The organism is Actinomadura sp. WMMA1423 (assembly GCF_006547145.1).
Classification (GTDB): Bacteria; Actinomycetota; Actinomycetes; order Streptosporangiales; family Streptosporangiaceae; genus Spirillospora.
Map to the genome: position 1 here is coordinate 6583499 of NZ_CP041244.1, position 23224 is coordinate 6606722.

Annotated in this window: 30 protein-coding genes; all 30 read left to right on the forward strand. The window is 70.2% G+C overall.

Going from position 1 to position 23224, the window contains the following annotated elements:
* The first annotated feature begins 153 nt into the window (after positions 1-153).
* The 30 genes from FKD65_RS30460 to FKD65_RS30605 all read left to right on the forward strand — a co-directional run bounded on the left by FKD65_RS30460 (position 154) and on the right by FKD65_RS30605 (position 23218).
* On the forward strand, positions 154-387 hold the full coding sequence (locus FKD65_RS30460; RefSeq protein WP_141581263.1) for an AlpA family transcriptional regulator: 234 nt from the start codon (positions 154-156) through the stop codon (positions 385-387).
* On the forward strand, positions 384-704 hold the full coding sequence (locus tag FKD65_RS30465; RefSeq protein ID WP_141581265.1) for a hypothetical protein: 321 nt from the start codon (positions 384-386) through the stop codon (positions 702-704). The genes FKD65_RS30460 and FKD65_RS30465 overlap by 4 nt, the downstream gene beginning before the upstream one ends.
* Positions 705-791: 87 nt before the next feature.
* Complete coding sequence (locus tag FKD65_RS30470; RefSeq protein WP_141581267.1) at positions 792-1112, forward strand: hypothetical protein; 321 nt, start codon at positions 792-794, stop codon at positions 1110-1112.
* Positions 1113-1952 carry a hypothetical protein gene (locus tag FKD65_RS30475; RefSeq protein WP_141581270.1) on the forward strand — a complete coding sequence of 280 codons (840 nt, stop codon included), beginning with the start codon at positions 1113-1115 and terminating at the stop codon, positions 1950-1952. It abuts the gene before it with no gap.
* Positions 1952-3532, forward strand: coding sequence for an AAA family ATPase (locus FKD65_RS30480; protein WP_141581273.1), 1581 nt, complete (start codon positions 1952-1954; stop codon positions 3530-3532). The genes FKD65_RS30475 and FKD65_RS30480 overlap by 1 nt, the downstream gene beginning before the upstream one ends.
* Positions 3529-3957 (forward strand): hypothetical protein, encoded by a 429-nt coding sequence (locus FKD65_RS30485; protein WP_141581275.1) that lies wholly within the window; start codon positions 3529-3531, stop codon positions 3955-3957. The genes FKD65_RS30480 and FKD65_RS30485 overlap by 4 nt, the downstream gene beginning before the upstream one ends.
* 1 nt (position 3958) lies before the next feature.
* On the forward strand, positions 3959-4420 hold the full coding sequence (locus FKD65_RS30490; RefSeq protein WP_141581277.1) for a single-stranded DNA-binding protein: 462 nt from the start codon (positions 3959-3961) through the stop codon (positions 4418-4420).
* Positions 4421-4446: 26 nt separating this feature from the next.
* A complete protein-coding gene (locus FKD65_RS30495) occupies positions 4447-4635 on the forward strand; it encodes a hypothetical protein (protein ID WP_141581279.1) in 189 nt (62 codons plus the stop codon).
* A gap of 160 nt (positions 4636-4795) precedes the next feature.
* Positions 4796-5596 (forward strand): hypothetical protein, encoded by an 801-nt coding sequence (locus tag FKD65_RS30500; RefSeq protein ID WP_141581281.1) that lies wholly within the window; start codon positions 4796-4798, stop codon positions 5594-5596.
* Positions 5597-5659: 63 nt separating this feature from the next.
* Entirely contained in the window at positions 5660-5905 is a 246-nt protein-coding gene (locus tag FKD65_RS30505; RefSeq protein WP_141581283.1) for a hypothetical protein, read from the forward strand.
* Between the two features lie 2 nt (positions 5906-5907).
* Positions 5908-6210, forward strand: coding sequence for an HNH endonuclease (locus FKD65_RS30510; protein ID WP_141581285.1), 303 nt, complete (start codon positions 5908-5910; stop codon positions 6208-6210).
* 1 nt (position 6211) lies between these two features.
* Complete coding sequence (locus FKD65_RS30515; RefSeq protein WP_141581288.1) at positions 6212-6634, forward strand: AAA family ATPase; 423 nt, start codon at positions 6212-6214, stop codon at positions 6632-6634.
* Positions 6635-6808: 174 nt separating this feature from the next.
* A complete protein-coding gene (locus FKD65_RS30520) occupies positions 6809-7060 on the forward strand; it encodes a hypothetical protein (protein WP_141579668.1) in 252 nt (83 codons plus the stop codon).
* Positions 7057-8616 carry a terminase gene (locus FKD65_RS30525; protein WP_141579667.1) on the forward strand — a complete coding sequence of 520 codons (1560 nt, stop codon included), beginning with the start codon at positions 7057-7059 and terminating at the stop codon, positions 8614-8616. The genes FKD65_RS30520 and FKD65_RS30525 overlap by 4 nt, the downstream gene beginning before the upstream one ends.
* 142 nt (positions 8617-8758) lie before the next feature.
* Positions 8759-8968, forward strand: a complete 210-nt coding sequence (locus tag FKD65_RS30530) for a hypothetical protein (protein ID WP_141579666.1) — start codon at positions 8759-8761, stop codon at positions 8966-8968.
* Positions 8965-10161, forward strand: coding sequence for a phage portal protein (locus tag FKD65_RS30535; protein ID WP_141579665.1), 1197 nt, complete (start codon positions 8965-8967; stop codon positions 10159-10161). Before FKD65_RS30530 ends, FKD65_RS30535 begins: the two co-directional genes overlap by 4 nt.
* Positions 10161-10826: an HK97 family phage prohead protease gene (locus FKD65_RS30540; RefSeq protein ID WP_205718236.1), complete on the forward strand. Its 666-nt coding sequence runs from the start codon at positions 10161-10163 to the stop codon at positions 10824-10826. Before FKD65_RS30535 ends, FKD65_RS30540 begins: the two co-directional genes overlap by 1 nt.
* A 64-nt stretch (positions 10827-10890) precedes the next feature.
* Positions 10891-11364: a hypothetical protein gene (locus tag FKD65_RS30545; protein WP_141579663.1), complete on the forward strand. Its 474-nt coding sequence runs from the start codon at positions 10891-10893 to the stop codon at positions 11362-11364.
* A gap of 114 nt (positions 11365-11478) precedes the next feature.
* The gene (locus FKD65_RS30550; RefSeq protein ID WP_141579662.1) at positions 11479-12975 is read left to right on the forward strand and encodes a phage major capsid protein; all 1497 of its coding nucleotides are present in this window, start codon (positions 11479-11481) and stop codon (positions 12973-12975) included.
* A 62-nt stretch (positions 12976-13037) separates the two neighbouring features.
* Positions 13038-13361 carry a hypothetical protein gene (locus FKD65_RS30555; RefSeq protein WP_141579661.1) on the forward strand — a complete coding sequence of 108 codons (324 nt, stop codon included), beginning with the start codon at positions 13038-13040 and terminating at the stop codon, positions 13359-13361.
* Positions 13362-13364: 3 nt separating this feature from the next.
* On the forward strand, positions 13365-13946 hold the full coding sequence (locus FKD65_RS30560; protein WP_141579660.1) for a head-tail connector protein: 582 nt from the start codon (positions 13365-13367) through the stop codon (positions 13944-13946).
* On the forward strand, positions 13943-14413 hold the full coding sequence (locus FKD65_RS30565) for a hypothetical protein (RefSeq protein ID WP_141579659.1): 471 nt from the start codon (positions 13943-13945) through the stop codon (positions 14411-14413). Before FKD65_RS30560 ends, FKD65_RS30565 begins: the two co-directional genes overlap by 4 nt.
* 10 nt (positions 14414-14423) lie before the next feature.
* Positions 14424-14669 (forward strand): hypothetical protein, encoded by a 246-nt coding sequence (locus FKD65_RS30570; RefSeq protein ID WP_141579658.1) that lies wholly within the window; start codon positions 14424-14426, stop codon positions 14667-14669.
* Positions 14669-15697, forward strand: a complete 1029-nt coding sequence (locus FKD65_RS30575; protein WP_141579657.1) for a phage tail tube protein — start codon at positions 14669-14671, stop codon at positions 15695-15697. The genes FKD65_RS30570 and FKD65_RS30575 overlap by 1 nt, the downstream gene beginning before the upstream one ends.
* Before the next feature lie 27 nt (positions 15698-15724).
* On the forward strand, positions 15725-16504 hold the full coding sequence (locus FKD65_RS45080) for an endonuclease VII domain-containing protein (protein WP_240809577.1): 780 nt from the start codon (positions 15725-15727) through the stop codon (positions 16502-16504).
* 6 nt (positions 16505-16510) lie between these two features.
* On the forward strand, positions 16511-17017 hold the full coding sequence (locus tag FKD65_RS30585) for a hypothetical protein (RefSeq protein ID WP_141579656.1): 507 nt from the start codon (positions 16511-16513) through the stop codon (positions 17015-17017).
* Complete coding sequence (locus FKD65_RS30590; protein ID WP_141579655.1) at positions 17014-17505, forward strand: hypothetical protein; 492 nt, start codon at positions 17014-17016, stop codon at positions 17503-17505. The genes FKD65_RS30585 and FKD65_RS30590 overlap by 4 nt, the downstream gene beginning before the upstream one ends.
* 90 nt (positions 17506-17595) lie before the next feature.
* Positions 17596-20568, forward strand: a complete 2973-nt coding sequence (locus tag FKD65_RS30595; RefSeq protein WP_141579654.1) for a phage tail tape measure protein — start codon at positions 17596-17598, stop codon at positions 20566-20568.
* Positions 20568-21026, forward strand: coding sequence for a hypothetical protein (locus FKD65_RS30600; RefSeq protein WP_141579653.1), 459 nt, complete (start codon positions 20568-20570; stop codon positions 21024-21026). Before FKD65_RS30595 ends, FKD65_RS30600 begins: the two co-directional genes overlap by 1 nt.
* Positions 21026-23218: a hypothetical protein gene (locus tag FKD65_RS30605; RefSeq protein WP_141579652.1), complete on the forward strand. Its 2193-nt coding sequence runs from the start codon at positions 21026-21028 to the stop codon at positions 23216-23218. Before FKD65_RS30600 ends, FKD65_RS30605 begins: the two co-directional genes overlap by 1 nt.
* The last annotated feature ends 6 nt before the right edge of the window (positions 23219-23224 follow it).

The following is a 23224-nucleotide window of genomic DNA, read 5'->3' on the forward strand; positions in this document are numbered from 1 at the left end:
GGGGTGCGCATTGACGCAAGGGGGTGGCGTGTGCTGTGCTGTGTGACGCGCAGCGCCGTTGCGTCGCCAGCAGTACCTTCCGGGGGCCCGGCGAGGGCCGAACCGCCAAGTACAGACCTCGCCGGGCTATCCCCACCTACCAGCGGAGATGTCATGCACGTTACCAACGGCAGTCGACCGGCACACGCACGTGCCGAGGACCGGCTGCTGCCGTTCGAGGAGATCGTCGAGCGGCTCCCTATGCCCGAGGCTTCCATCCGGTGGAAGCGCCACAAGGGCGAGATGGACTTCATCTTCCGCCTCGGCCGACGCCTGGTCGCCTGGGAGTCCGACCTGCTCAACTGGGTCGAAGAGCAGGCCGCCAAGGACCGGGCGGCGACCCGATGAGGGCGCCCGCGATCCAGGTTGGCGCCCTCATCGAGTTGCAGGTCGACCGGCACGGCTTCGTGGACGAGACCGCCGCCAACCGCGCGTGCGCCGCTGTGGACGCTGACGGCGGGCTGGCGACCGTGCTGATCCATGGCGTCCTCCGGTCCGCCGACGCCTCCGCCAGCGCGGCCCGCCAGGTTGGCGCGGCGCTCGCGACCGCCGCCCGCATCGACGTCCTCGGGAACGGTCCTGCGGTCGTTGCATGGGCCGCCCTCGTCCAGGGCTTCGCCGCCGAGGAACGCAGCTTCCGAGCGACCGGCCGCCTGACCGGCTGACCCTCCCCACCTCCACACCTCTCCACGCGACGGCACCTTCCCCGGCCGCCGCGCCAGCGATCAACCCTCGACACATTGGGGTGTCCTGTGATCAACAACCAGCCGGAGGAGTCCGGCACCACGGAGGGGAAGCGGGCCACGCGGAACGCCCGAGCGGCCGAGCGCGAGCGTGAAGCCCAGTACGGCCCCGCCCTCCAGCTCATCGGCGAAGAGCTGTCCACACTCGTCGACCTGCGCGGCCGCATCGCCCGTGCCCGTGCTATCGCCACCCGGCAGGGTCACGTCGACATCGTGGCGGCGCTCGACGGCCAGCTCGCCCCGTTTCGGGGTTGCTTCGAGTGCGGCGACCGCGTTGCCCCCGGTTCCTACTGCCCGTCGTGCGGGCTCATCAACCATGAGGAGGGATAGGTGGCCATCGAGCGCGTCCGCCGCGTCGGGACCTACGCCCCACTGGCCGCCAACTACTTCATGGACGACGCCATCGCCGAGGCCGGCGAGGCGGCCGAGCTGCTGTTCATCCGCGGGCTGGCTTTCTGCGCCTCGCGACCCGAGCAGGACGGCTACCTGAGCCGGACCCAGCTCGTGCGGTTCGTGGGCGTTGGGATGAGCGATGCCGTGGAGCGTGCCCGACGGCTCGTCGACGTCGAACTCTGGGAGGCCGTGGACGACGGCTATCAGGTGCGTAGCTGGCTGAAGTGGAACCGCAGCGCCGACGAGATCGGCCGCTACCGAGCCAAGGACCGCGAGCGGAAGCGCAAGGCGACGGAGGGCGTCTCGGAGGGCGCTGCGGATTCCGACACCACTTCCGCGCGGAATCCGAGCGGAGTCCGCGCGGAGGGTGTCGCGGAATCCAAAACGGCCTCCGACACACAGATGCACTACACATCAGATGCAGTACAGGAAGTACCTCCATCGAGTACCTCGATGGAGACCTGCATGGAGCACTCGACCTCCACATCGAAGCGGCCGACGCCCGGCAGCGATGACGACCCGCAGTGGTGCCGCTTCTGGGACGCCTACCCCCGCAAGGACGGCAAGAAGGTCGCGCGGACCAGGTGGGCGACTGCGGTCAAGAAGACCGACCCCGAAGTGATCATCACCGGCGCCGAGCGTTACCGCGACCGGATGGCCCGTGAGGGCACGCCACGCCAGAAGATCAAGATGCCGGAGGGCTGGCTGAACGGGGAGCGTTGGGAAGACGAGTCCGGCCCGCACCTGCGCGCCGTCGGCGGATGGTTGGACAACTGATGGACGTCCTCCGCGAACTCGTCCTCCCCAAGCTGGAAGGTGTTCGCCAGTCCGGCGGTTCGTTCTCGGCCCGCTGCCCCGCCCACGACGACCGCAACCCGTCCCTGTCGGTCTCGCCCGGCCATACCCAGCCGGTCGTACTGAAGTGCCAGGCCGGATGCGAGACCGTGGACATCCTCGCCGCGATCGGGCTCACCGAGGCCGACATCTGCACGCCACGCGACGATCAGCGGCGCGAGGAGTGGACACCGCACGGGCCCGCCATCGCCGTCTACGACTATGTGGACGAGAACGGCGTCCTGCTGTTCCAGGTCATGCGGACTCTGGGCAAGCAGTTCCCATGCCGCGTCCCCGACCCGACCGCCAAGCGCGGATACCGCTGGAGCCTCGGCGACACCCGCCGCGTCCTCTACCGGCTGCCCGCGGTGATCGGGGCCTTGCGCGACGGCAAGCCGGTGTGGATCTGCGAGGGCGAGAAGGACGTCCACGCCCTGGAGGCCCGCGGCGTCGTCGCCACCTGCAACCCGGGCGGGACCGGCCAGGGCTGGCGCGCCGAATACGGCGAACCTCTCCGGGACGCCGAGGTCACCATCGTTGCCGACGCGGACAAGCCCGGCCAGGCGCACGCCCGGCAGGTTGCCGCCATGCTCGACGGCATCGCAGCCCGCATCCGCATCGTCGAGGCAGCCGCAGGGAAGGACGCCGCCGACCACCTCGCCGCCGGCAAGACGATCGAGGAGTTCGTCGAGACCTGGACCAGCGACGAGCCCGCCAGGGTCGACCTCGCCGTGGACCTGTGGGAGTTCATCGGCCAGTCCGACCCTCCGTACGAGTGGGTCATACCCGGCCTGCTTGAGCGCGGCGACCGCTTGATCCTCACTGGCTTCGAGGGCCTCGGCAAATCCATGCTGACCCGGCAGCTCGCCGTCTGCGCGGCAGCGGGCATCCACCCGTTCGCCTGGGGCGAGACCTACGAGCCGCGGCGCGTCCTGATGATCGACTGCGAGAACTCCGAGCGCCAGGGCCGCCGCCGGTTCCGCCCGCTCGCCGCCGCCTCCATCAAGACCCGGCGCCGCGTCCCCGACGGCGGGCTCCGGCTCATCCACCGGCCCGAGGGGATCGACCTCACCCGCGAGAACGACGCCGCGTGGTTCATGGAGCGCGTCACGGCACACCGCCCCGACCTGCTCATCGTGGGCCCGTTCTACCGGCTCCACATGGGCGACATGAACGACGAGCGCGTCGCCCGCAAGGTCGTCGGCATCCTCGACGCCGCCCGCACCAAGGCCGACTGCGCCCTGGTCACCGAGGCCCACGCCGGGCACGGCGAGGCAGGCAAGAACCGCTCTGTCCGCCCGCTCGGCTCCTCGCTGCTACTGCGCTGGCCGGAGTTCGGGTTCGGCATCGCGCCCGACCCCGGCAAAGAGGTCCGACCTGGCGAACCGTACCGCGACGTCGAGGTCCGCCCCTGGCGCGGCGCCCGCGACGAACGCAACTGGCCCACACACCTGACCTGGGGCGACCCCGAGGGATGGCCCTGGCAGATCGCACCCGAAACGATCGGAGGAAAGGGATTTTGATCAACAGCATCCACGAAGAGATCGGTTGGTTCGCCTGCGCGAACCTGCAATGCCGCAAGCCCCTCGACCGCGACCACGTCACCCTCGTCACCACCGCGCACATGCGGCGGTTCTGCAGCGTCCTGTGCATTACCGAGGGCCAGGTCGCATGGCACGAGCGGCTCACCGACCCCAACGTGCCGGAGTACCAGCGGTACGAGCGGGAGCTGCAGGCCCACATCGCCAGCGGCGAGACCTCCGCCGCTAGCGCGGCCATCATCGCCCGAGTCTTCGCCGACCACCCCGACTGGTTCCACCGCGGCCCGTGCTGCGAGTGCCCGAAGTGCGGCGGCAACGAGTGCGTCGTCTGGAACCCGGACTGGATGCCGGAAGGCGTGTCCGGAGTCCACATCTGCCCCACCTGCCAGCCGAAGAAGGAGAGCTGAAATGGCCGGAGAAACCCAGATCACGATTGTCGGGAACCTCGTCGAGGACCCGAACCTGCGCTTCACCCCGAGCGGCCAGGCGGTCGCGTCCTTCCGCCTCGCCTCCACGCCCCGGTTCTTCGACAAGGCCGCGAACGGGTGGAAGGACGGGGAGGCGATGTTCCTGACCTGCAACGTCTGGCGGCAGGCCGCCGAGCACGTCGCCGAGTCCCTCACCCGTGGCATGCGGGTCATCGTGCAGGGATGCCTCAAGCAGCGCTCCTACGAGACCCGCGAGGGCGAGAAGCGCACCGTCTTCGAGGTCGAGGTCGACGAGATCGGCCCCTCCCTCCGCAACGCGACCGCGAAGGTCACCAAGGCCCAGCGGTCCGGCGGCGCCCCGGCCGGCGGCGGGTTCGGCCAGAGCGCGCCCGCCGGCCAGCAGCAGGGCCGCCAGGGCTTCAGCGACGACCCGCCGTTCTGAGCAACCCCCACCAGAAGGAGATCCACATGCCCATCAGCGAGCAGGCGCCCAAGCGCATCATCCGGTGCCGATACATCCGGGCGAACGACGAACGATGCACCGGCGAAGTCCTCGATCCCGAGGCCGACGTCCAGTTGTGCCTGAAGCACACCGCGCGGGTCGTCGAGCACGCCCGCGCGACCTACGAGCGGTTCCGGCTGGAGGCGGAGCTGTGAACGACTTCCAACGGCGGTGGGCCGTCACGATGGTCCGCCTCGTGCCCCTGGTGCTCGTCGCCCTGCTCGTTATCGCCGCCCTCATCGACGCGACCCGATGACCGACCACAACGAGGCCGGGGCTGCCCTTAACAGCCCCGGCCTGAAGGGGAGCCTAGCCATGACCGACCAGACCACCACCAGCGTCCACGCCCAGCACATCGCGGACATGCGCGAGGCCGTCGCCACCCTGCGCACCACCGAGCCCGACCGCAACAGTTGGGACGCGCTCGACAAGCTCGTCGACTTCGCCGAGCAGCAGGGCCTGCACTTCAACCCGGACACGCACGCGAACCTGTGGGGCTTCGGGTCCGTCCGCGTGGTCCTCAGCGAGCCCGACGGCGGATTCTGGGTCCGGCTGTTCAGCCTCATCGAGCCCACCGGCCTCGACGACGTCGAGCTCTACCGCCTCTTCCTCGAAGAGCTCGCCGAACAGGACCAGGAGGGCCGCGAAGACGACCACCCCTCCGTGCACCTCATCGAGGCCGGCGACGCGCGGGACCTCCTCGTCCACCACGACTTCGTGATGCGCGTTTTCGCCACCCACAGCCCCTGGCGCAAGGAGTACTTCGAGAACACCAAGGAGCTCATGCACCACGCCATGGAGAAGTCCGGGCTCCTCGGCATATTCGGCGCCTCACCTACCGGCTTCACGGCCATCGCCCACCTCACCACCGAGGACGGCGAGGCCATCAAGCTGTCCATGCCCATCCGCCGCTTCGACGCCGACGAGGTCCCGATCGTGGCCGCGCCCTTCGACGACGCCGCCGAGGGCGAGGAGATGCGCATCACCGACATGACGAGCACGTACGAGATCTGCCGTGCCGACGACGCCGCCCGCTCCATCTTCGGCCCGAAGGTCGACGAGGGGACGGCTACCGAGATGGCGTTCCGCGGGCCCGCCCTGACCGCCGAGCAGTAGCCGACCGGCCGCCCCGGCGTGCACGCGTGGTGCGTCGGGGCGGCCCGCCGAGAGGAGAGCCCGATGCCCGACCGTCCACAGGACGCGTCCGCCACCCCTGCCGTCGATGACGAGCAGCCCGACCAGGTCACCGTCGTCCGTCCGGGGCAGACGCTCGTCATCCGCTACGCCCGGCGCATGCTCAGCGACTACGAAGTCGATCAGCTCAGGGCCAAGTTCGCCGAACGGATGCCGGGCGTGAACCTCGTCGTCCTCGGCCCCGACATCGAACCCGTCATGGTCTACGACCCCAACCCCGAGCGGGACTGACCATGGCCAAGCCCGGCCTCGGCAAGCGCCATCAGGTCATCGCCGTCATCGTCCGCAAGCGAGCCGCGGCCGGCGAGCCCTGCTACCTCTGCCACCAGCCGATCGACACCCGGCCAGAGAAGGACGGCGGACCACCCACCCGATCCCGCTGGAGCTTCTCCGCCCACCACATCGAGGAGCGCAACAACGGCGGGCAGACCGTCCTCGCCAACTACGCCCCCGCCCACTACGGGTGCAACTCCAGCTGGGGCGACGGATCCACCCAGCGCAGCAAGCGCAAGCCCTGGCGCCCGAGGAAGTGGTGACGTGCTCACCGTCGTGACCGGCCCGCCCTGCGTCGGCAAGACCACCCACGTCCAGACGCACGCCAAGCCCGGCGACATCGTCGTCGACTACGACGCCCTCGCCGTCGCGCTCGGCAGCCCGGACAGCCACGACCACCCCGCCCCCGTCGCCTACGTCGCCAAGGCCGCACGCCAGACCGCGATCCGCGCAGCCATCGGCTGCCACCGCGGCGGCGCCCGAGTATGGATCATCGACACCAGCCCCAGCCCCGGCCGGCAACGCCAGTACGCCAAGGCAGGAGCCCAGGTCATCACCCTCACCGCACCGCCCGAGGTACTGCACGCCAGGGCCAAGGACCGGCCCAAGGCCTGGCACCGCCTGATCGACACCTGGCTCGCCGAACACGGAGAGCAAGCAGACCCCAGGGGCATGCGGGCATGGTGACCACGATCAACCGAGAGGAGAGCCCATGACCACCCGACCACGCGACCGCGTTGCCGCAGGTCAGCGGTTTTTGATCACGGATATAGGAAGACCCGTCACCAAGTCCACGTTTTCTCTCCCCTCGCGAGAGAAAACGGTGACGGGCTGTGATGAGCGCAGGTCAGGGGGCGTGTGATGGGGCCGGTGGAGGAGGCGGCGCGGGCCGAGGTGGCGTCGATGGGCAAGGAGGCCGAGGCGAGCACGCTTGGGGCGTCGGCGATCGACCTGGCGCGGCGGCAGGACAAGGCGACCCTCCCTCAGCAGGCGGCGCAGGTGGCGAAGGAGCTGCGGGAGACGCTGCGCCGGTTGGCTGATCTGTGGCCGCCGGCGCCGGCGAAGGACGGGCTGGACGAGCTGCGGTCGCGGCGTGAGGAGCGCGGCGCGTGAGCCTGCGGGGTGCGCGGCGGCCGCGGCTTCGGACGGTCCCGGCCTACGAGCGGACGTGGGGCGCGGATGTCCGGGACCTGGCGGGGCTGGCCGGCCTCGACCTGGACGAGTGGCAGGCCGACGTCTTGAACGACTTCACCGCCGAGTCGCCGACCGCGCCGAGGCAGTGGAACAGCCTGGAGAACGTCCTGATCGTCGGGAGGCAAAACGGAAAAGGTGGAGCGCTGGAGGCCTACGTCCTGGCGTGCCTGTTCCTGTTCGACGACCCGCTGATCCTGTTCAGCGCCCACCAGTTCGACACGGCGCGGGAGATGTTCCTGCGGATCCAAGAGCTGATCATGGGGTGCCCGGACCTGTCGCGGCGGGTGCGGAAAGTGTCGGAGGCCCACGGTAAGGAGGGCATCCTGCTGCGGTCCGGGCAGCGGCTGCTGTTCAAGGCCCGCTCGGACAAGTCCGCGCGGGGGTTCTCCGGCGACAAGACGATCCTGGACGAAGCGTTCAAGCTAGATGCGGCGATGATGGGCGCGATCATGCCGACGATGTCCGCGCGCCCGAACCCCCAGATCGTCTACGCCAGCAGCCAGGGCTGGGAGATCTCCGAGCAGCTCGGCAAGCTGAGGCATCGGGCGCTGGCCGCGATCTGCGCGCGGCACGCGGCCGCCGGTGAGGCGGTCGAGGGGATCGCCGAGCGGCTCGGCCTGGCCGCGGAGGTGGTGGGCCGGTACCTGAAGAAGGGCGCCGCGGCGGGGGACGGGCTGGCGTTCTTGGAGTGGTCGTTGCCGGACGACCATCCGCGGGTGAAGGGCGCGATGGCCGACCCGCGGTTGTGGGCGCAGGCGAACCCGGCGTACGGGATCCGGTTGACCGAGCGGTTCGTCGCGGCCGAGCTCCGCACGATGGGCGCGGTCGAGTTCGCCCGCGAGCGGCTCGGCATCTCCGACTACCCGCCCGACGAGGAGGACGAGGGCGGTTGGGAGGTCATCACCGAGCAGCAGTGGGGCCGCCAGGCCGTCCAGGGCGAGGGCCCGCGCCCGGGCGACGAGGGCGCGCGGCGGCCGGCGTTCAGTGTCGACATGACGCCTGACCGGTCGATGGCGGCGATCGGCGCGGCGTTCCGCGACGAGGGCGGGGCGCTGGTGCTGGAGGTGATCGCGCACGAGGCGGGGTCGACGTGGGTTGTGCCGCGGGTGGTGGACCTGTGCGAGCGGTACGAGGTGGCGGCGGTCGCGGTCGACAAGGGCGGCCCGGCGTCGAGCTTGATCCGGCAGCTGGAGGACGCCGGGATCGAGGTGATGAGCCTGGGTTCGGGTGAGGTCGCGCAGGCGTACGGGCAGGTGGTGGACGGGATCACCGACTCCCGCGACGTGGTGCACCTGGACCAGGAGCCGCTGAACGACGCGGTCAAGGGCGCTACGGACCGGCCGCTCGGGGATCGCAAGACGTGGGACCGGCGGGGCGACGCCGACATCTGTCCGCTGGTCGCGGTGACGAACGCGGCGTATGCACACAACGAGCGGGGTGCCGAGGACGACGACCCGCTGAACGACATCTGGTAGCCGGATATCAACCAATGTTGAGGTTCCTGCCAACCATGGTTGACAATAGGCGGGTGGAGTGCGCGTGGTAGCGGTTGGGGCGGCGGGTCGGCCGGGGGCGCTGAGGCGTCGCCTGGCGGCCCGCCGCGCGACTGGGGTACCCGTGATCGCCCGCGCGGCTGGCGCGGTCGGGACGGCGCTGCGGGCCGTGCTGGCGGGGGTTCTGGCGGTGCGGGCCTTGGCGGGTGTGGTGCTGGTGGCGTACGGGGCGTATGAGGCGTGGCACCCGGCCGGGTTCATCGTGGCCGGCGCGGCGCTGCTGGCCGACCGGCTCGACGATCGGCGGCGGCCCGGCGAAGGGTCCTCGCCGTGAGCGTCCTGTTCGGCCGCGGCGTCGAGCGGCGCGCGGCGAACCTCGGTTCGTTCTTCGCCGCCTCCAGCGTGATCCCTGCGAACTCCGAGGCCGGCGGACCGGTGCCGGGCGGTACGGGCATCGAGTGGAGCTTGCAGAAGGTCGCGGTGTGGGGGTGCGTGAATCTCACCGCGACGATTGCCGAGTGCATGCCGATCGAGGTGTTCTCCTCCGACGCGCCCGACAAGCGGCGCCTGCCGGTCCCGGCGTGGCTGGCCGACCTCGGCGGCGACGGGCACGGGCTGCCCGACTGGCTGTATCAGGCGGTCCTGTCGTTCATGCTGCGCGGCAACCTGTACGGCATCGTCCCGGACGGGATGCGCGACACGCTGCGCGGCACCCCGACGATGATCCAGTTGCAGCACCCCGACCACGTGAGCGTCCACCAGCCGTGGAACGGGGACCCGCCGGAGTGGCGGATGAACGGCCGCGAGGTCCCGACCCGGGACGTGTGGCACCGGCGGGTGTACCCGGTGCCGGGTCGGCTGCTGGGTGCGTCTCCGATCGAGTACGGCGCCGGGGTCGTCTCGCTGGGGGTGGAGTCGACGCAGTTCGGGCTCCGCTGGTTCCATCAGGGCGCGCACCCGTCCGGGCTGCTGACCACGGACGCGCATCTGAAGCCCGACCAGGCGAAGACGGCTAAGGAGCGGTTCCTGTCGGCGCTGCGCGGCGGCGCGCGCGAGCCGCTCGTCCTCGGCGGAGGGTGGAAGTTCCAGACGATCCAGGTCGCGCCGAACGAGTCGCAGATGCTGGAGACCCAGGGCGCCACCTCGGCCGAGTGCTGCCGGCTGTTCGGGCCCGGGTACGCGCAGATCTTCGGGTACGAGACGGGCGAGTCCCTGACCTACGCCAACATCGAGCAACGCAGCTTGGACCTGCTGACCTACAGCGTGGATCCGTGGCTGGTGCGGCTGGAGCGGATCTTGACGATGCTGCTGCCGGCGGGCCGGAACGTGAAGTTCAACCGCAAGGGCCTGCTGCGCAGCGACCTGCTGACGCGGTATCAGGCGCACGAGATCGCGTTGCGGAACCGCATGGGCACCGTGAACGAGGCTCGTGCTGAGGAAGACCTGCCGCCGCTGGAGGGCGGCGACGAGCTACCCGCGGAGGCCAGTCCGGCGCCGCCGCCCGTCCCGGTGAAGGTGCAGAACTGATGAACAAGGCTGACCGCGCCGTGCGGAAGGGCGTCGAGCGCCGCCACTACGGCATCCAGTTGGAGGTCCGCAAGGCCGCCAGCGGCGACGGGCCGACCACCGTCGAGGGCTACGCCTCGGTGACCGAGCACGGCTTCGAGATGTGGGACCCGTTCGGCGCCTACACCGAGGTCATGCGCGAGGGTGCGTTCAAGAAGACCCTGTCGGAGCACCCGCAGGTGCAGCTGCTACTCAACCATGGCGGCGTGTCGATGGCCTACACCAAGGCCGGGACGCTCCGGTTGGCCGAGGACAGCCAGGGCCTGCACATGTCCGCCGACGTCAACCCGATCCGCACGGACGTCCGTGACATGCTCACGGCGATCGAGGACGGCGCGGTCGACGAGATGAGCTTCGCGTTCCGCGTGATCCGGCAGCAGTGGAGCCCGGACTACGACCAGCGCGACATCTACGAAGTGGACATGCACCGCGGCGACGTGTCGGTGGTGAACTTCGGGGCGAACCCGGCGACCAACGTGGCGATGAGGTCGCAGGACTGGGACCGCATGTCCGACGAGGACGCGCTGTCCCTCTATGAGCGGCTCGGCCGCCGGTTCGCCGCCGCGCCGGCGGCCGGGCTTCCACTTGGCGCCGTGACCGCCGAGAGTGAACTGCTGGGTCTGTGAACAAAGAGCCCCGGCGGGTGCTGGAACACCCCCGGGGCGTGGCCAACCTGGATGAGAGGTCGACATGGCCGAGTCTACGAAACCCTGCACCGTCTACCAGTACTTCGGCGTCAGCGGGCAACTGCTGTACGTCGGGATCACCGAGCGGGGTGTCCGGCGGGCGCACGAGCACGCGGACCTGAAGGACTGGTGGGAGCTGGCGGTCGGGTGCACGCTGGAGCACTTCGCGACGCGGGACGAGGTGCTCGCCCGGGAGGCCGACCTGATCCGGCGGTTCCGGCCGCCGTACAACCAGCAGCACAATCCGGAGCGGGCGCTGCCGCTGGCGGAGCGGTCGGGCGCGAGCGTCCTCGCGCAGCCGAAGCCGCGCGGTGTGACGCCCGGGACGCTGAAGGCCCGGCGCCGGGCCTACTACGCCGCGACGCCCGAGCAGCGGGCGCAAATGCCCTGCGTGCACTGCCAGGAGCGGCCGACGCACCGCGGCCCGTCCTGTCTTATTTGCCAACAAGCCCGACCGAAGTACACTTCCGATCAGTAGCCCGCGTCTAAGACGCGCCGGGGACCCCGCCGGACTCAGATCGTGTGAGCACCACGGGAGTTCCCACCCATCAGGGGACCGGGCGTTCATTGCCGTTCCCTGATGGAGCTACCGATGCTCAAATTCCTCCGCGAGCAGCTGGAGAAGCTGCTGGAGAAGCGCGCCAACCTGAAGGCCGACCTCGACGAGGTCCTGAAGGCGCCGACCGCCGAGAAGCGCGACCTGAACGCCGACGAGGCGAAGGTCTGGACCGAGAAGCGCGACGCGATCGTCAAGCTGGACGACGAGGAGATCAAGCCCCTCCAGGCCCGGATCGCCGAGCTGGAGGACCAGGCCAAGCGCGAGCAGGCCGCCAACGAGCTGCGCGCCAAGTACGGCGCCGAGAAGCCCGACGCCCCCACCGAGCGCCGCACCGCCGGCGCGCAGGTGAACGAGCCGCTCACCTACCAGCGCGGCGGCCCGCACTCCTACTTCCTCGACCTGGCCCGCGCGCAGCTGCGCAGTGACTCCGGCGCGGCCGATCGGCTCCAGCGGCACGCCGCCGAGCTGCGGGTGGAGATGCCCGCCCGGGAGAAGCGCCGCGAGGAGGCCGCCCGCCGCGAGCTGCGCGGCCTGGGCGACCTGTCGGAGCGGGCGCGGGAGAGCGCGTTCGAGAGGCGCACGAACCCGAACAGGACGGACGGGCAGGGCGGCTACTTCGTGCCGCCGCTGTGGCTGATCGACGACTACGTGGACCTGCCGCGGTACGGGCGGCCGACCGCGAACCTGTGCCGGAACATGACGCTGCCGGGCGGCACCGACTCGATCAACATGCCGAAGGTCGCGACCGGCACCGCCACCGGCGTGCAGACCGCCGACGCCGGATCGGTCACCTCGACCGACATGACGGACGCGACGGTGAGCGCGCCGGTCCGCACGATCGCCGGTCAGCAGGACGTCGCGATCCAGCTGCTGGACCAGTCCCCGATCGGGTTCGACGAGATCGTGTTCTCGGACCTGATCGCCGACTACAACCAGCGCGTCGACGTCCAGGTCCTCGCCGGCACCGGCTCCAACGGGCAGGTCACCGGGATCCTGAACGTCGGGTCGATCAACTCGGTGACCTACACCGACGCGTCGCCGACGCTGCCGGAGCTGTACCCGCCGCTGGCGCAGGCCGCGAGCAAGGTCTACACCGGCCGCAAGATGCCCGCCACGGCGGCGGTGCTGCTGCCCTCCATCTGGTACTGGGGGACGGCGCAGCTCGACACGACCAACCGGCCGCTGATCGTGCCGCCCGCGGTGGCGTCCAACCCGATGGCCGACCAGAACGGCCTGGGCACCGAGGGCCCGGTCGGGATGCTGTCAATCGGCCTGCCCGCCGTGCTGGACGGGAACCTGCCCTCCAACCTCGGTACGGGCACCAACGAGTCCCGCGTGATCGTGGCGCGGTTCCCCGACCTGTACCTGTGGGAGGGGTCGATGCGGACCCGGGTCCTTCAGGAGGTCCTGTCCGGGACGCTCCAGGTCCGGTTCCAGGTCTACAACTACGTCGCGTTCATGGCGAACCGGCGTCCCGAGGCCATCTCCGTCGTCTCCGGTACCGGCGTGATCCCGCCGGCCGGTTACTGATCACAGGCTGGGCGGCCCCTGGGCCCCCGAGCGGGGGCCGCCCTCATAGCAGGGAGGTGGACATGGCTGACCACGACCTGGCGGCGGAGCTTCAGGGCTACCGCGACGAGCTGGCGACGTGCGAGGCGCGCGGCCTGGACGAGCGCGCCGGCCTGGTGCGCAAGGAGATCACGCGAGTGGAGGACGAGATCCGCGAGGCGGCCGAGGGCCTGGAGCGCGAGGCGGCCGGGCACGAGGAGGCCGGGCAGGACGTCCGCGCGGCCGAGGCGCGCGTCAAGGCCCGCGAGTACCGCGAGGTGCTGCCGGCCGAGGCGCGGCCCAAGCGCGGCCCGGGCCGGCCCCGCAAGGAGACCGCCGAGGACAAGACGCCGAAGGAACGGGCGTAGCCGATGGCCGCGACCGACCTGTTCACCCTCGAGGACGCCAAGGCGCAGCTGAACATCGACCCGGACAACACCGACTCCGACGCGGAGCTGGCCGGGTACATCAGCGGCGTCACGCGCGTCGTCGAGCGGTACGTCGGCGCGGTCATCCACCGGACCGTGACCGAGCAGTTCGACGGCGGCGCCGGCGAGGTGCTGCTGTCGAACATCCCGGTCGCGTCGGTCACCACCGTCACCGACAGCGGGACCGACCTCGAGGCCGGCGCCTACTCGGCGACGGAGTCGGGTGTGCTGTCGCGGGTGGCGGGGGCGGCGCGGACGGCGTTCCTGCCGGGCTTGCAGAGCGTCCAGGTGGTCTACGTCGCGGGGAAGGTCGCCGACACCACGGCCGTGAAGGACGAGCTGGCGGAGGTTCGGCTGGCCGGGCTGATCATCCTTCAGCACATGTGGGAGACGCAGCGCCCGGCGGCCGCGGGCCCGTTCTCGCAGGCCTCCGACGACTTCGATCCCCGGTACGCCTACAGCGTGCCGCGCCGGGCGCAGGAGCTGCTTGGCGTCGAGATCGGCGAGTGGGCGGGGTTCGCGTGAGCACGCAGATTCCCGACGCGATCGACCGCCTCGTTGCCCTCTTCGAGGCCTCGCTGCCGGCCGGGACGCTCGTCGCGGACGGCCCGCAGGTGTCCTTCCCCACCGGGGAGTGGGCGGTGGTCGGCGGGGACGGCCCGGTCGACGAGGAGGAGGACGCCGCCCGCTCCACCCAGGCGTGGAAAGGCCTGGGCGCGCTCGTGCGCGACGAGTCGATCGACGTCGTGTGCGCGGTCGGCTCCAGCACGGGGAACGCGGAGACGACGCTACGGCCCCGGCGGGAGGCGGCTACGGCGCTGCTGAAGGCGATCGAGGACGGTCTGCGCGCCGACCCCGGTCTGGGCGGTTTCACCACCGGCGGCGCGGCCGCCGTGAGCGACGTGGCGCTGCGCTACCCCACCAACAGCCAGGGCCTGGCGGCGGTCCTGGTGTTCACGATCAACATCCCGGTCCGGTCCCGGATCACCTGAGGAGGAGTCGATGCGCAAGAGGTTCATCGGCCCGGCGAACCCGGGCCGCGACGAGGCCGGCAAGAAGGTCGACCTCGGCCACGAGATCAACGTGCGAGGCAGCTACGTCGGCAACGTCCGCTCCGGCGAGGTCATCGACATCCCCGACGCCCTGTGCGCGGGGAGCGACGACGACCCGGCGCCGGTCTGGCCGGCGGACCTGTGGGAGGACGTCACCGACGTCGCCCCCGTGAAGACCAAGAAGGGTGAGGACTGATGGGGACCCGGAGCGGTCTGGACGCGCAGCTGGGGTTCGCGCCGGAGGTCACGTTCGGGACCGGCGTCACGCCGACGCGGTTCGTCGAGTTCGACAACGAAGACATGAAGTTCATGCCGACGTGGCTGGAAGGCGAAGGCCTGCGCGCCGGCCGCAAGTTCAAGCGCGCCTCCCGCGTCTCGGTCAGCCGGAAGGACGTCAACGGCAAGGTCGACATCAAGGTCCCCAACAAGGGCCTTGGCCTGCTGCTGAAGGCGATGATCGGGTCGTCGGCGACGGCGACGCAGATCGGTTCGTCGGACGCCTACGAGCAGATCCACACCCCCGGCGACATGTTCGGCAAGTCGCTCACGGTTCAGGTGGGGCGGCCCGAGCCAGGCACCGGCACGGTGCGGCCGTTCACCTACACCGGCTGCAAGGTCACCCAGTGGGAGATGACCGTCCAGGACGGCGACCACCTCAAGCTCAGCGTGACGATGGACGGCCGGGACGAGGACACCGGCACGGCGCTGGCCACCGCGAGCTACGCCAGCGGGGCGGAGTTGTTCAACTTCTCCCACGCCACGCTGCGCCTGGGAGGCACCCCGGCCACCGCAGGCGGCGCGACGACCATCACCGGCGGCACCGCCGTCGCCGCGGTCGTCAACCAGATCCAGCTCAAGGGCGAGTCGCCGATGGCCGTGGACAGGTACGGCGTGGGGAACGCCGGCCTGAAGGCCGAGCAGTTGGAGAACGACTACCCCACCGTCACCGGCAGCCTCGACGCCGAGTTCGCCAAGGCCGAACTGTACGACGTGTACAAGGCCTACCAGGCGCTCGCGCTGGAACTCACCCTGGAGTTCGGGGAGGCCGACACCGGCGAGCCGTTCCACCTCAGCTTCATCGCCCCGGCGATCAAGTTCAAGGAGTCCGGGCCGAGCGTGGACGGCCCCGGCCTGGTCAAGGCCAGCGTGGACTTCGAGGTCTACGACAACGGCGTTGACCCGGCCTACCAGTTCCGGTACGTCAGTACAGATACCACTCTCTGAGCGATAACTACTACTAACATGTAGGGGGTGAACACGGCGCAATGTTCGTTCGACGGATGCAAGAACAAGATGCGGCACAGTGGCACCGGCTTGTGTGCGACGCATCGCCGGATGCAGCTTCGCGGGGAGGAGTTGCGGCCATTGCGCCGTTCCGCCTCGCAGACCAGTTCGACGTGTACCGGTCCCGAGTGCTCGCGCCCAGCAGAAGCCCACGATCTCTGCAAGGCGCACGGGAATCAGCTACGCAAGTACGGCGAACTCCATGTGATCGGGGATCGAGAGCACAGAGCCAGCAAGCATCGCGAGGCGTGGGCGCGAAGGTCGCCCGAGGATCGGCGCGCGCACATCGAGAAGATGATCGCTGGTCGTCCCTCAGTAAGGACGCTGGAGCATTCCCAGAATCTGTCTCAGTCGCTCCGCGCGATGTGGGAGGAGAAGCGGAAGGACGCAGAGCCGTACGAGCGCCTGTGTCTCACGTGCGGCCAGACGTTCACCGTTGTCCCCAAGCCGGGCGGCAAGCAGTACTACTGCACGCTCGAATGCAGGCGGATGTATCAGCGGCTGCGACGGTACGGCCTGACCTACCAGGAATACCGGGCGCTCATGGAGCGCCAAGGCGGCGTCTGTGCGCTCTGCCGACAGGAATGGAGAGGCTGGGGCGGCAGGACGGGGCTGCACGTGGACCACTGCCACCGAACGGGGCGGGTGCGCGGCCTTCTGTGCGGCGACTGCAACACGGCGCTCGGGAGGTTCGGCGATGATCCGGTCCTTCTTCGGCGCGCTGCGGAGTACCTCGAAGGCGGGTGATCTCTGATGCACGTCTCCGTCTCATCCCGTGACCTGGCCCGCCTCGGCCGGGACCTTCAGCGTGCGGGCCGCAAGGACCTGAAGAAGGAAGCGCTGAAGCGGATGCGGCGGAGCGTGCAGCCGATCGCGCCGGAGATCAAGCGGGCAGTGAAGGCGACGCCGGGCGGGACGAGCGAGGGCCGGTCGGTCGCGGCGCGGGCTGCTCGGCCCCGCCGGCTGCGCGACGCGACCGCCCGCGGCGTCCAGGTCAAGGCGAGCCTCACCGGGAAGTACGCCGGCGTCCGCCTGCGGGTGGACACCCGCCATTTCCCGGACGGGGAGAAGAACCTCCCCAAGTACCTGGAGGGGACGCTGCCGCGGTGGCGGTCCCCGTCGTGGGGCCACGACCCGTGGAAGGTGCAGCGGGCCCACCCCTACTTCTTCGTGACCATCCGGCCGCACATCCCTGCCGTGCAGGCCGAGGTCGCGAAGGTGATCAAGGAAACGATGGACGAGCTAGGCGGCGGCACATGATCATCACGATTCAGAAATGCCTCGTTCCCGCATGCGAGGGCGCGAGCCACAAGTGGGAGTTCGAGACGCCCACCCTCCGCGAGTTCCAGCGAATGGAGAAGATCGCCGGGATCGGCGTCGACCAGTTCGCCGGCGGCCTGGACGACGCGCTGGACACCGGCATCACCAGCGCGGCGATCGATGCGGTGCTGGCGATGGTCGACATGCTGCATCGCCGTGAAGGCGTCAAGGTGCCCTTCGAGGACATCGACATCGACCCCAGCGACTTCAAGCTGGACGTGGCGGACGGCGACCTGGAGGACAACGACGAGCCCGGCGAGGCCGCGGAGGACGGCGAGGGAAAAGACCCCGACCCGACTCCGCCCTCCCACCCCCACGAGGCGGCGGCGCCGGACGCTCCGGCATCTGGCCCCGCGACCGGGGAGGCGTCCAAGCCCAAGTCATCGCCTACGCAGACGGACTCTGGCGGTGGTTCGGCCTCACCCTGATCACCGTCTGGGACCTGACCCCGCCCGAGTTCGTGGGGCTCGTCCAGTTCATCGACCAGCGCAGGCGCGAGGAGAGGGAGGAGGCGAACCGTGGCGAGTACTGAAACCAGGAGAATCCAGTTCGACTTCATCGCCCGGGACCGGGGCGTGCAGCGCACGACCCGCGAGACCGGCGAAGCCATCGAGGACATGAACGATGGCGTGGAGGCCGGCTCGGGGAAGATGGGCAAGCTCGGCGCGGTCGCCGGGAAGCTCGGCCCGATCCTCGGCGCGGTCGCCGGCGCCGCGGCGCTCATCGGCCCGGCCATCGCCAAGGGCCTGGACGCCCAAGAGGCCGGCGCGAAGCTCCAGGCGCAACTGGGCGTCACGGCCAAGGAGTCGCAGCGGATCGGCGGGGTCGCCGGGCGGCTGTACTCCAAGGCCTACGGCGAGAACATGGACGAGGTCCGCGAGTCCATCACCAAGGTCATCCAGAACATGGACGGCATGCGGACCGCGAGCTCGGCGGATTTGCAGGCCACCAGCAAGCGCGCGATGGACCTGGCCGCGGTGATGGGCGAGGAGGTCGGGCCGGTCACGGTCGCGGTCGGTCAGATGATGAAGACCGGCCTGGCCAAGAACTCGCGCGAGGCCTTCGACATCCTGACGCGCGGCGCGCAGATGGGCGCCAACAAGGCCGAAGACTTGTTGGAGACGTTCAACGAGTACAGCACTCAGTTCCGCGACTTGGGCCTGTCGGGCGCGCAGGCCATGGGCATCATCCAGCAGGGCTTGCAGGGCGGCGCGAGGGACGCCGATGTCGTCGCTGACGCGATGAAGGAACTGAACATCCGCGTCCAGGACATGTCCGCGGCGCCCGCGCTGGAGAAGCTCGGCCTGAACGCGGACAAGATGGCGGCCGCGTTCGGCAAGGGCGGCCCGGTCGCGCGGCAGGCCCTCGACCAGATCACCGACCGGCTCCGCAAGGTCACCGACCCCACCAAGCGGTACGCGCTCGCGCAGCAGATCCTCGGCACCCAGAGCGAGGACATGGGCAAGGCGCTGCTGAAGATCGACCCGTCCGAGGCCACGAAGAAGATGGGCCAGTTCACCGGGGCGACGGACCGGGCCGGGAAGGCGCTGCACGGCACGTTCAAGGCGCGGCTGACGGGGTTCAAGCGGACCGTCGAGACGCAGGTGACCCAGGTCGCCGCGAAGGCCTTGGACGGGCTGGCGAAGTTCGGCGGGCAGATCCGCAAGGGCTTCCAGCTCCCGAAGACGGGCAAGGCCGTCAACGACTGGCAGCGGTTCGGGGTCGAACTGCGGAAGGTCGCGGACTGGGCGCGCAGCAAGCTCGTCCCGGCGCTGCGCGACATGGGCGACTGGATCTCCAAGAAGATCGCCCCGGCGATCACCAAGTTCTACAAGACGGCGCTGAAGGATCTGTTCGCTCAGCTCCGCCGCATCTACGGCGAGATCGCCAAGAGCGACGTTCCGTGGGAGAAGATCCTCAAGGTCTTCCGGCGGATCTACGAGTTCGTGATCAAGTTCTTCCTGAAGATGTGGTCGGTCGAGTTCAAGATCGCGCTGAAGATCGTGGGGACGTGGATCGTCTACTCGATCAAGAGTTTCCGGTTGCTGTGGAAGGTCCTGGAGATCGGCTGGGCGTCGATCAAGAAGGGCTGGAAGGCGTGGCTGGAGTACTACGGCAAGGCCAAGCCCGCGATCGACAAGATCAAGGACGCGGTCGTGCGGTCCACGACCACGATGACCCGGATGTTTCTGAACTTCGCGACCAACGTGGTGAAGGGCGCGGCGAAGGCCTTCGGGTGGGTGCCCGGCCTGGGCGGCAAGCTCAAGGGCGCCGCGAAGGCCATGGAGAAGTTCCGCAAGGACGTCAACGACGAGATCGGCAAGATCACCGCCAAGCGGAACGTGAACATGACCGTCAACGCGCGGGGGCTGTGGGTCAACGCCCACGACCCCGCCCGCCGGTTCCCCGGCCTGGCCAAGGCCAAGGGCGGCCCGATCCCCAGCATCGGCCCCGAATCGTCGCGCGCCTACGACTCGGTCCCGGCGCTGCTGAGGGTGGACGAGCACGTGTGGACGCCGGAGGAGGTCGATGACGTCGGTGGGCACGGCGCGATGCTCCGGCTCCGCGCCCTGGCCCGCAAGGGGCTGCTGAAGGGCTACTCCGGCGGCGGTCGGGTGTCCCAGGGGATGGGCCTGACGGCCACCACCCCGAACGTCCGGGCGATCCGCCAGGACCTCGCGCCGATCCCCGCCGGGATGACGAAGCTGTTCCTCCAGATCGCCAAGACGCTGGCGAAGATGTTCGGTGGCGCGAACGGCGTCGTCGCCGCGGCCCGGTCCATGATCGGCTACCCCTACAGCTGGGGCGGCGGCGGTAAGGGCGGACCCTCCTACGGCATCGGCCGGGGCGCCGGCACCTATGGCTTCGACTGCTCGGGCCTCACTGAGTACGCGTGGTGGAAGGGCGCGAAGGTCTCCATCGGCGGCGATACCTACAGCCAGTTCCCCAACTCCCACGCCACCTCCAGGCGCCCCGGGGCGCTGGGGTTCCCGCACATGGGCCATGTCGTCATCGCCAGCGACAAGCCGGGCCACATCATCCAGGCGCCGTTCACCGGGTCCCACGTCCAGGAGGTCGCGTCCGGCCGCGGTTACGCCTGGCGGTGGCCCAACGGCGCGCGGTTCTACACCGGCGGCGCGGTCGGGCAGGCCGCGAGGGCGGCGATGTACGGGGCGACCCGGCAGCGGGTGAGGGCCGAGCAGCTCGGGATGCTCGGCAACCCCGGACGGCGCCGCAAGCGCGGCGGCCGCGTCGGGTTCGGGACCCCCTACCTGGTGGGTGAGGAGTCGGCCGAGGTGATGGTCCCGGCCTCGGCCGGGACGGTGCACCGCGCCGGGTCGAAGGTCGTCGTGGTCCACCAGCACATCGACGTGACCGTGAAGGTCCCGCCGACCGTCGACAAGGGCGCGATCGGCCGCGAGATCAACGAGTGCCTGTTCGAGTACAAGAAGCGCGGCGGGCGCCTCGCCGCGGCGGGAGGGCGGGCCTGATGGCCGACTTCGAGTTCAACATCGTCAAGGGCCGCATGGCGTACTACGCAGCCTTGCCGGCAGCGAATGACGCGCTGATCGCGGTCCTGCTGAAGTCGTCTGGGCTGGAGGCGGACGGTGCCCTGAAGGACTACGACAACCTGTCGGTCCTGCTGGCCGGGACGACCGACGAGGCGACGTTCACCAACTACGCCCGCAAGACCCTCACCAGCGTGACCGCCACGGTCGACGACACCAACGACCGGGTCGACGTCGACGCCGATGACCTGTCCTGGGCGACGGCCGGCGGCGCATCGAACAACACCCTCGGCAAGCTGCTCATCTGCTACGACCCGGACACCACGGGCGGCACCGACGCGGACCTGATCCCCCTCACCGCACACGACATCTCGGTGACGACCGATGGCACGACGCTGAACATCGCGTTTCCCTCCGGCGGGTTCTACCGGGCGACCTGATGGCCTTCAGCATCGTCGGCGCAGGCAGCGACGGGGCTAACGCCTCGTCGCTGTCCGGCACGTCCTGGCCCGCGGGAGTCGCGGCCGGGGACGTGTTCCTCCTGTGGTGGACGATGCAGAACACCTCGACCCCCGACACCTCCCCGGGCGGCGCGACGCAGGTGTCCCTCCAGGTCGGCGACTCCGGGTCCATGCAGGTCGGGTTCTACGTCAAGGTCTGCACCGGCGCCGAGTCCGGGACGATCACCCTCAACGGGTCCGCCGCGAACCGGCAGTCGGCCGAATGGGTCGTCATCCGCGGCGCGCACACCACCTCCCCGATCGACACCTGGCAGGTCCGCGACGAGGCCTCGGCGGTGTCCTCGCACGCCTGCCCCGGCGTGACGCTCGGATACGCCAACTGCGGGATCGTGACCGCGATCTCCGAGCGCGCCTCCAGCGGCACCACCGGCTGGACGCCCCCCAGCGGGTACACCGAGCGCGCCGACTCCACCACTCTGGCCACCGGCACCGGCGGTACGGTCGGAGCGATCGCCGACGACGGGCTGGCCACCACCCGTTCGGCTGGCGCGACGGTGACGCCGCCGAACTGGACGTCGACCAACGCGTTCGCGAGCGCGAACGTCCTGGTCTGGACGGTGTCCCTGCGGCCCGCGCCGACGTCGATCAACGCCAGCGCCGGGCGGGTGACCGGCACCGGGACCGCGCGGCCCGTCACCGCCGCCAAGACCCTCACGGCAGGACGTGTCACCGGGACCGGCACCGCCCGGCCGGTCACCACGACGCAGCTGCACGTCGTCGGCCGCGTCACCGGCACCGGGACGGCCCGGCCGGTCGAGGTGTTCACCGCCTCCTCCGGGCAGGCGGTGTTCCCTGTCCTGTCGATCGAGGCCGCGTTCGCCTCGGGGGCATCCACGTCGACGCTGCTGACGCTGGACGACCCGACCCGCGGCCGGCTGAACACCGGCACCCTCGGCGACGGCACCGCCTCGGACCCGACCTGGGTGGAGCTCGCCGACCGCGCCACCGAGGGCACGGGCAGCGTCATCCGCGGGTCCCAGCGGGTCGACTCCCCGATCGTCACCTACGACCCCGGGACCCTGTCAGTACCGCTCGCCAACCGCGACCGCGACCTCGACCCCTCCAACCTGAACGGTCCGCACGTCGACCCGCTGAACGGCACCAGCCGCGTCACCGCGATGCGCGCCGTCCGGGTCCGTGCGACGTGGGCGGACGTCACCTACGAGCTGTTCCAGGGCACGGCCGACCAGTGGCTGGTCGCCTACCAGGACCCCGGGCAGGCGGTCACCACCCTCACCGCCACCGACGCCTTCAAGGTCCTGGCCGGTATCTCCCGCGGCGCGGTCCCCCCGGCCGGTGAAGGCGAGAGCAGCGGCGCCCGCATCAACCGGATCCTCGACTCGGCCGGATGGGGCCCGCTGGACCGCATCATCGACGACGGCGACACCGCCGTCCAGCAGACCGCCCTGGAGGGTGAGGCGCTCGGCGAGCTCCAGCTCGTCGCCGACTCCGAGATCGGCGAGCTGTACGTCGACGGCGGCGGCCGCGTCCGGTTCCGGGCCCGCAACGCCCTGCTGCAAGACGAACGCTCCAACACCTCCCAGGCCACCTTCGGCGACGACGGAAACGAACTCCCCTACAAGGACCTCGCCGTCGCGACCGACGACGCGACGTTCTACAACGAGGTCCGCGTGACCCGCGCCGCCCGCGCCACCGACGAGGGCGACCCGCCGGACGAGCCGGTCGAGCAGGTCGCCTCGGACGGCGCGTCGCAGGCGCTGTTCTACAAGCGGACCTTCACCCCGCCGTCCGCGCCGGTCCTGATGGCCGACACCGACGCCGCGGCGTACGCGCAGTGGCTCGTCAGCGTCTCCGCCGAGCCCGAGCTCCGGTTCACCGAACTGGTCATCGAACCCGCCGTCCAGCCGGCCGAGCTGTGGCCGCAGGCCCTCGGCCGGCAGATCGGGGACCGGATCACCGTCATCCGGCGGCCGCCCGGCGGCGGCGACCCCATCGAAATGGACTGCTTCATCCGCGGGATCGTGCACGAGTTCGGCGGCGAGGAGTGGACAACGAAATGGACGTTGCAGTCCGCGACCCGGTACGGGCGGTTCCTGGTGCTCGATGACGTGCTACTCGGGCAGCTCGGCAGTAACCGGCTGGCCTACTAAGGAGGA

Coding starts and splice junctions, on each gene's coding strand:
- FKD65_RS30585 (WP_141579656.1), top strand. CDS start 16,511: ATGCACGTCTCCGTCTCATCCCGTGACCTGGCCCGCCTCGGCCGGGAC.
- FKD65_RS30510 (WP_141581285.1), top strand. CDS start 5,908: ATGGCCAAGCCCGGCCTCGGCAAGCGCCATCAGGTCATCGCCGTCATC.
- FKD65_RS30460 (WP_141581263.1), top strand. CDS start 154: ATGCACGTTACCAACGGCAGTCGACCGGCACACGCACGTGCCGAGGAC.
- FKD65_RS30545 (WP_141579663.1), top strand. CDS start 10,891: ATGGCCGAGTCTACGAAACCCTGCACCGTCTACCAGTACTTCGGCGTC.
- FKD65_RS30605 (WP_141579652.1), top strand. CDS start 21,026: ATGGCCTTCAGCATCGTCGGCGCAGGCAGCGACGGGGCTAACGCCTCG.
- FKD65_RS30600 (WP_141579653.1), top strand. CDS start 20,568: ATGGCCGACTTCGAGTTCAACATCGTCAAGGGCCGCATGGCGTACTAC.
- FKD65_RS30465 (WP_141581265.1), top strand. CDS start 384: ATGAGGGCGCCCGCGATCCAGGTTGGCGCCCTCATCGAGTTGCAGGTC.
- FKD65_RS30540 (WP_205718236.1), top strand. CDS start 10,161: ATGAACAAGGCTGACCGCGCCGTGCGGAAGGGCGTCGAGCGCCGCCAC.
- FKD65_RS30560 (WP_141579660.1), top strand. CDS start 13,365: ATGGCCGCGACCGACCTGTTCACCCTCGAGGACGCCAAGGCGCAGCTG.
- FKD65_RS30490 (WP_141581277.1), top strand. CDS start 3,959: ATGGCCGGAGAAACCCAGATCACGATTGTCGGGAACCTCGTCGAGGAC.
- FKD65_RS30505 (WP_141581283.1), top strand. CDS start 5,660: ATGCCCGACCGTCCACAGGACGCGTCCGCCACCCCTGCCGTCGATGAC.
- FKD65_RS30570 (WP_141579658.1), top strand. CDS start 14,424: ATGCGCAAGAGGTTCATCGGCCCGGCGAACCCGGGCCGCGACGAGGCC.
- FKD65_RS30555 (WP_141579661.1), top strand. CDS start 13,038: ATGGCTGACCACGACCTGGCGGCGGAGCTTCAGGGCTACCGCGACGAG.
- FKD65_RS30590 (WP_141579655.1), top strand. CDS start 17,014: ATGATCATCACGATTCAGAAATGCCTCGTTCCCGCATGCGAGGGCGCG.
- FKD65_RS30520 (WP_141579668.1), top strand. CDS start 6,809: ATGGGGCCGGTGGAGGAGGCGGCGCGGGCCGAGGTGGCGTCGATGGGC.
- FKD65_RS30550 (WP_141579662.1), top strand. CDS start 11,479: ATGCTCAAATTCCTCCGCGAGCAGCTGGAGAAGCTGCTGGAGAAGCGC.
- FKD65_RS30480 (WP_141581273.1), top strand. CDS start 1,952: ATGGACGTCCTCCGCGAACTCGTCCTCCCCAAGCTGGAAGGTGTTCGC.
- FKD65_RS30575 (WP_141579657.1), top strand. CDS start 14,669: ATGGGGACCCGGAGCGGTCTGGACGCGCAGCTGGGGTTCGCGCCGGAG.
- FKD65_RS30495 (WP_141581279.1), top strand. CDS start 4,447: ATGCCCATCAGCGAGCAGGCGCCCAAGCGCATCATCCGGTGCCGATAC.
- FKD65_RS30500 (WP_141581281.1), top strand. CDS start 4,796: ATGACCGACCAGACCACCACCAGCGTCCACGCCCAGCACATCGCGGAC.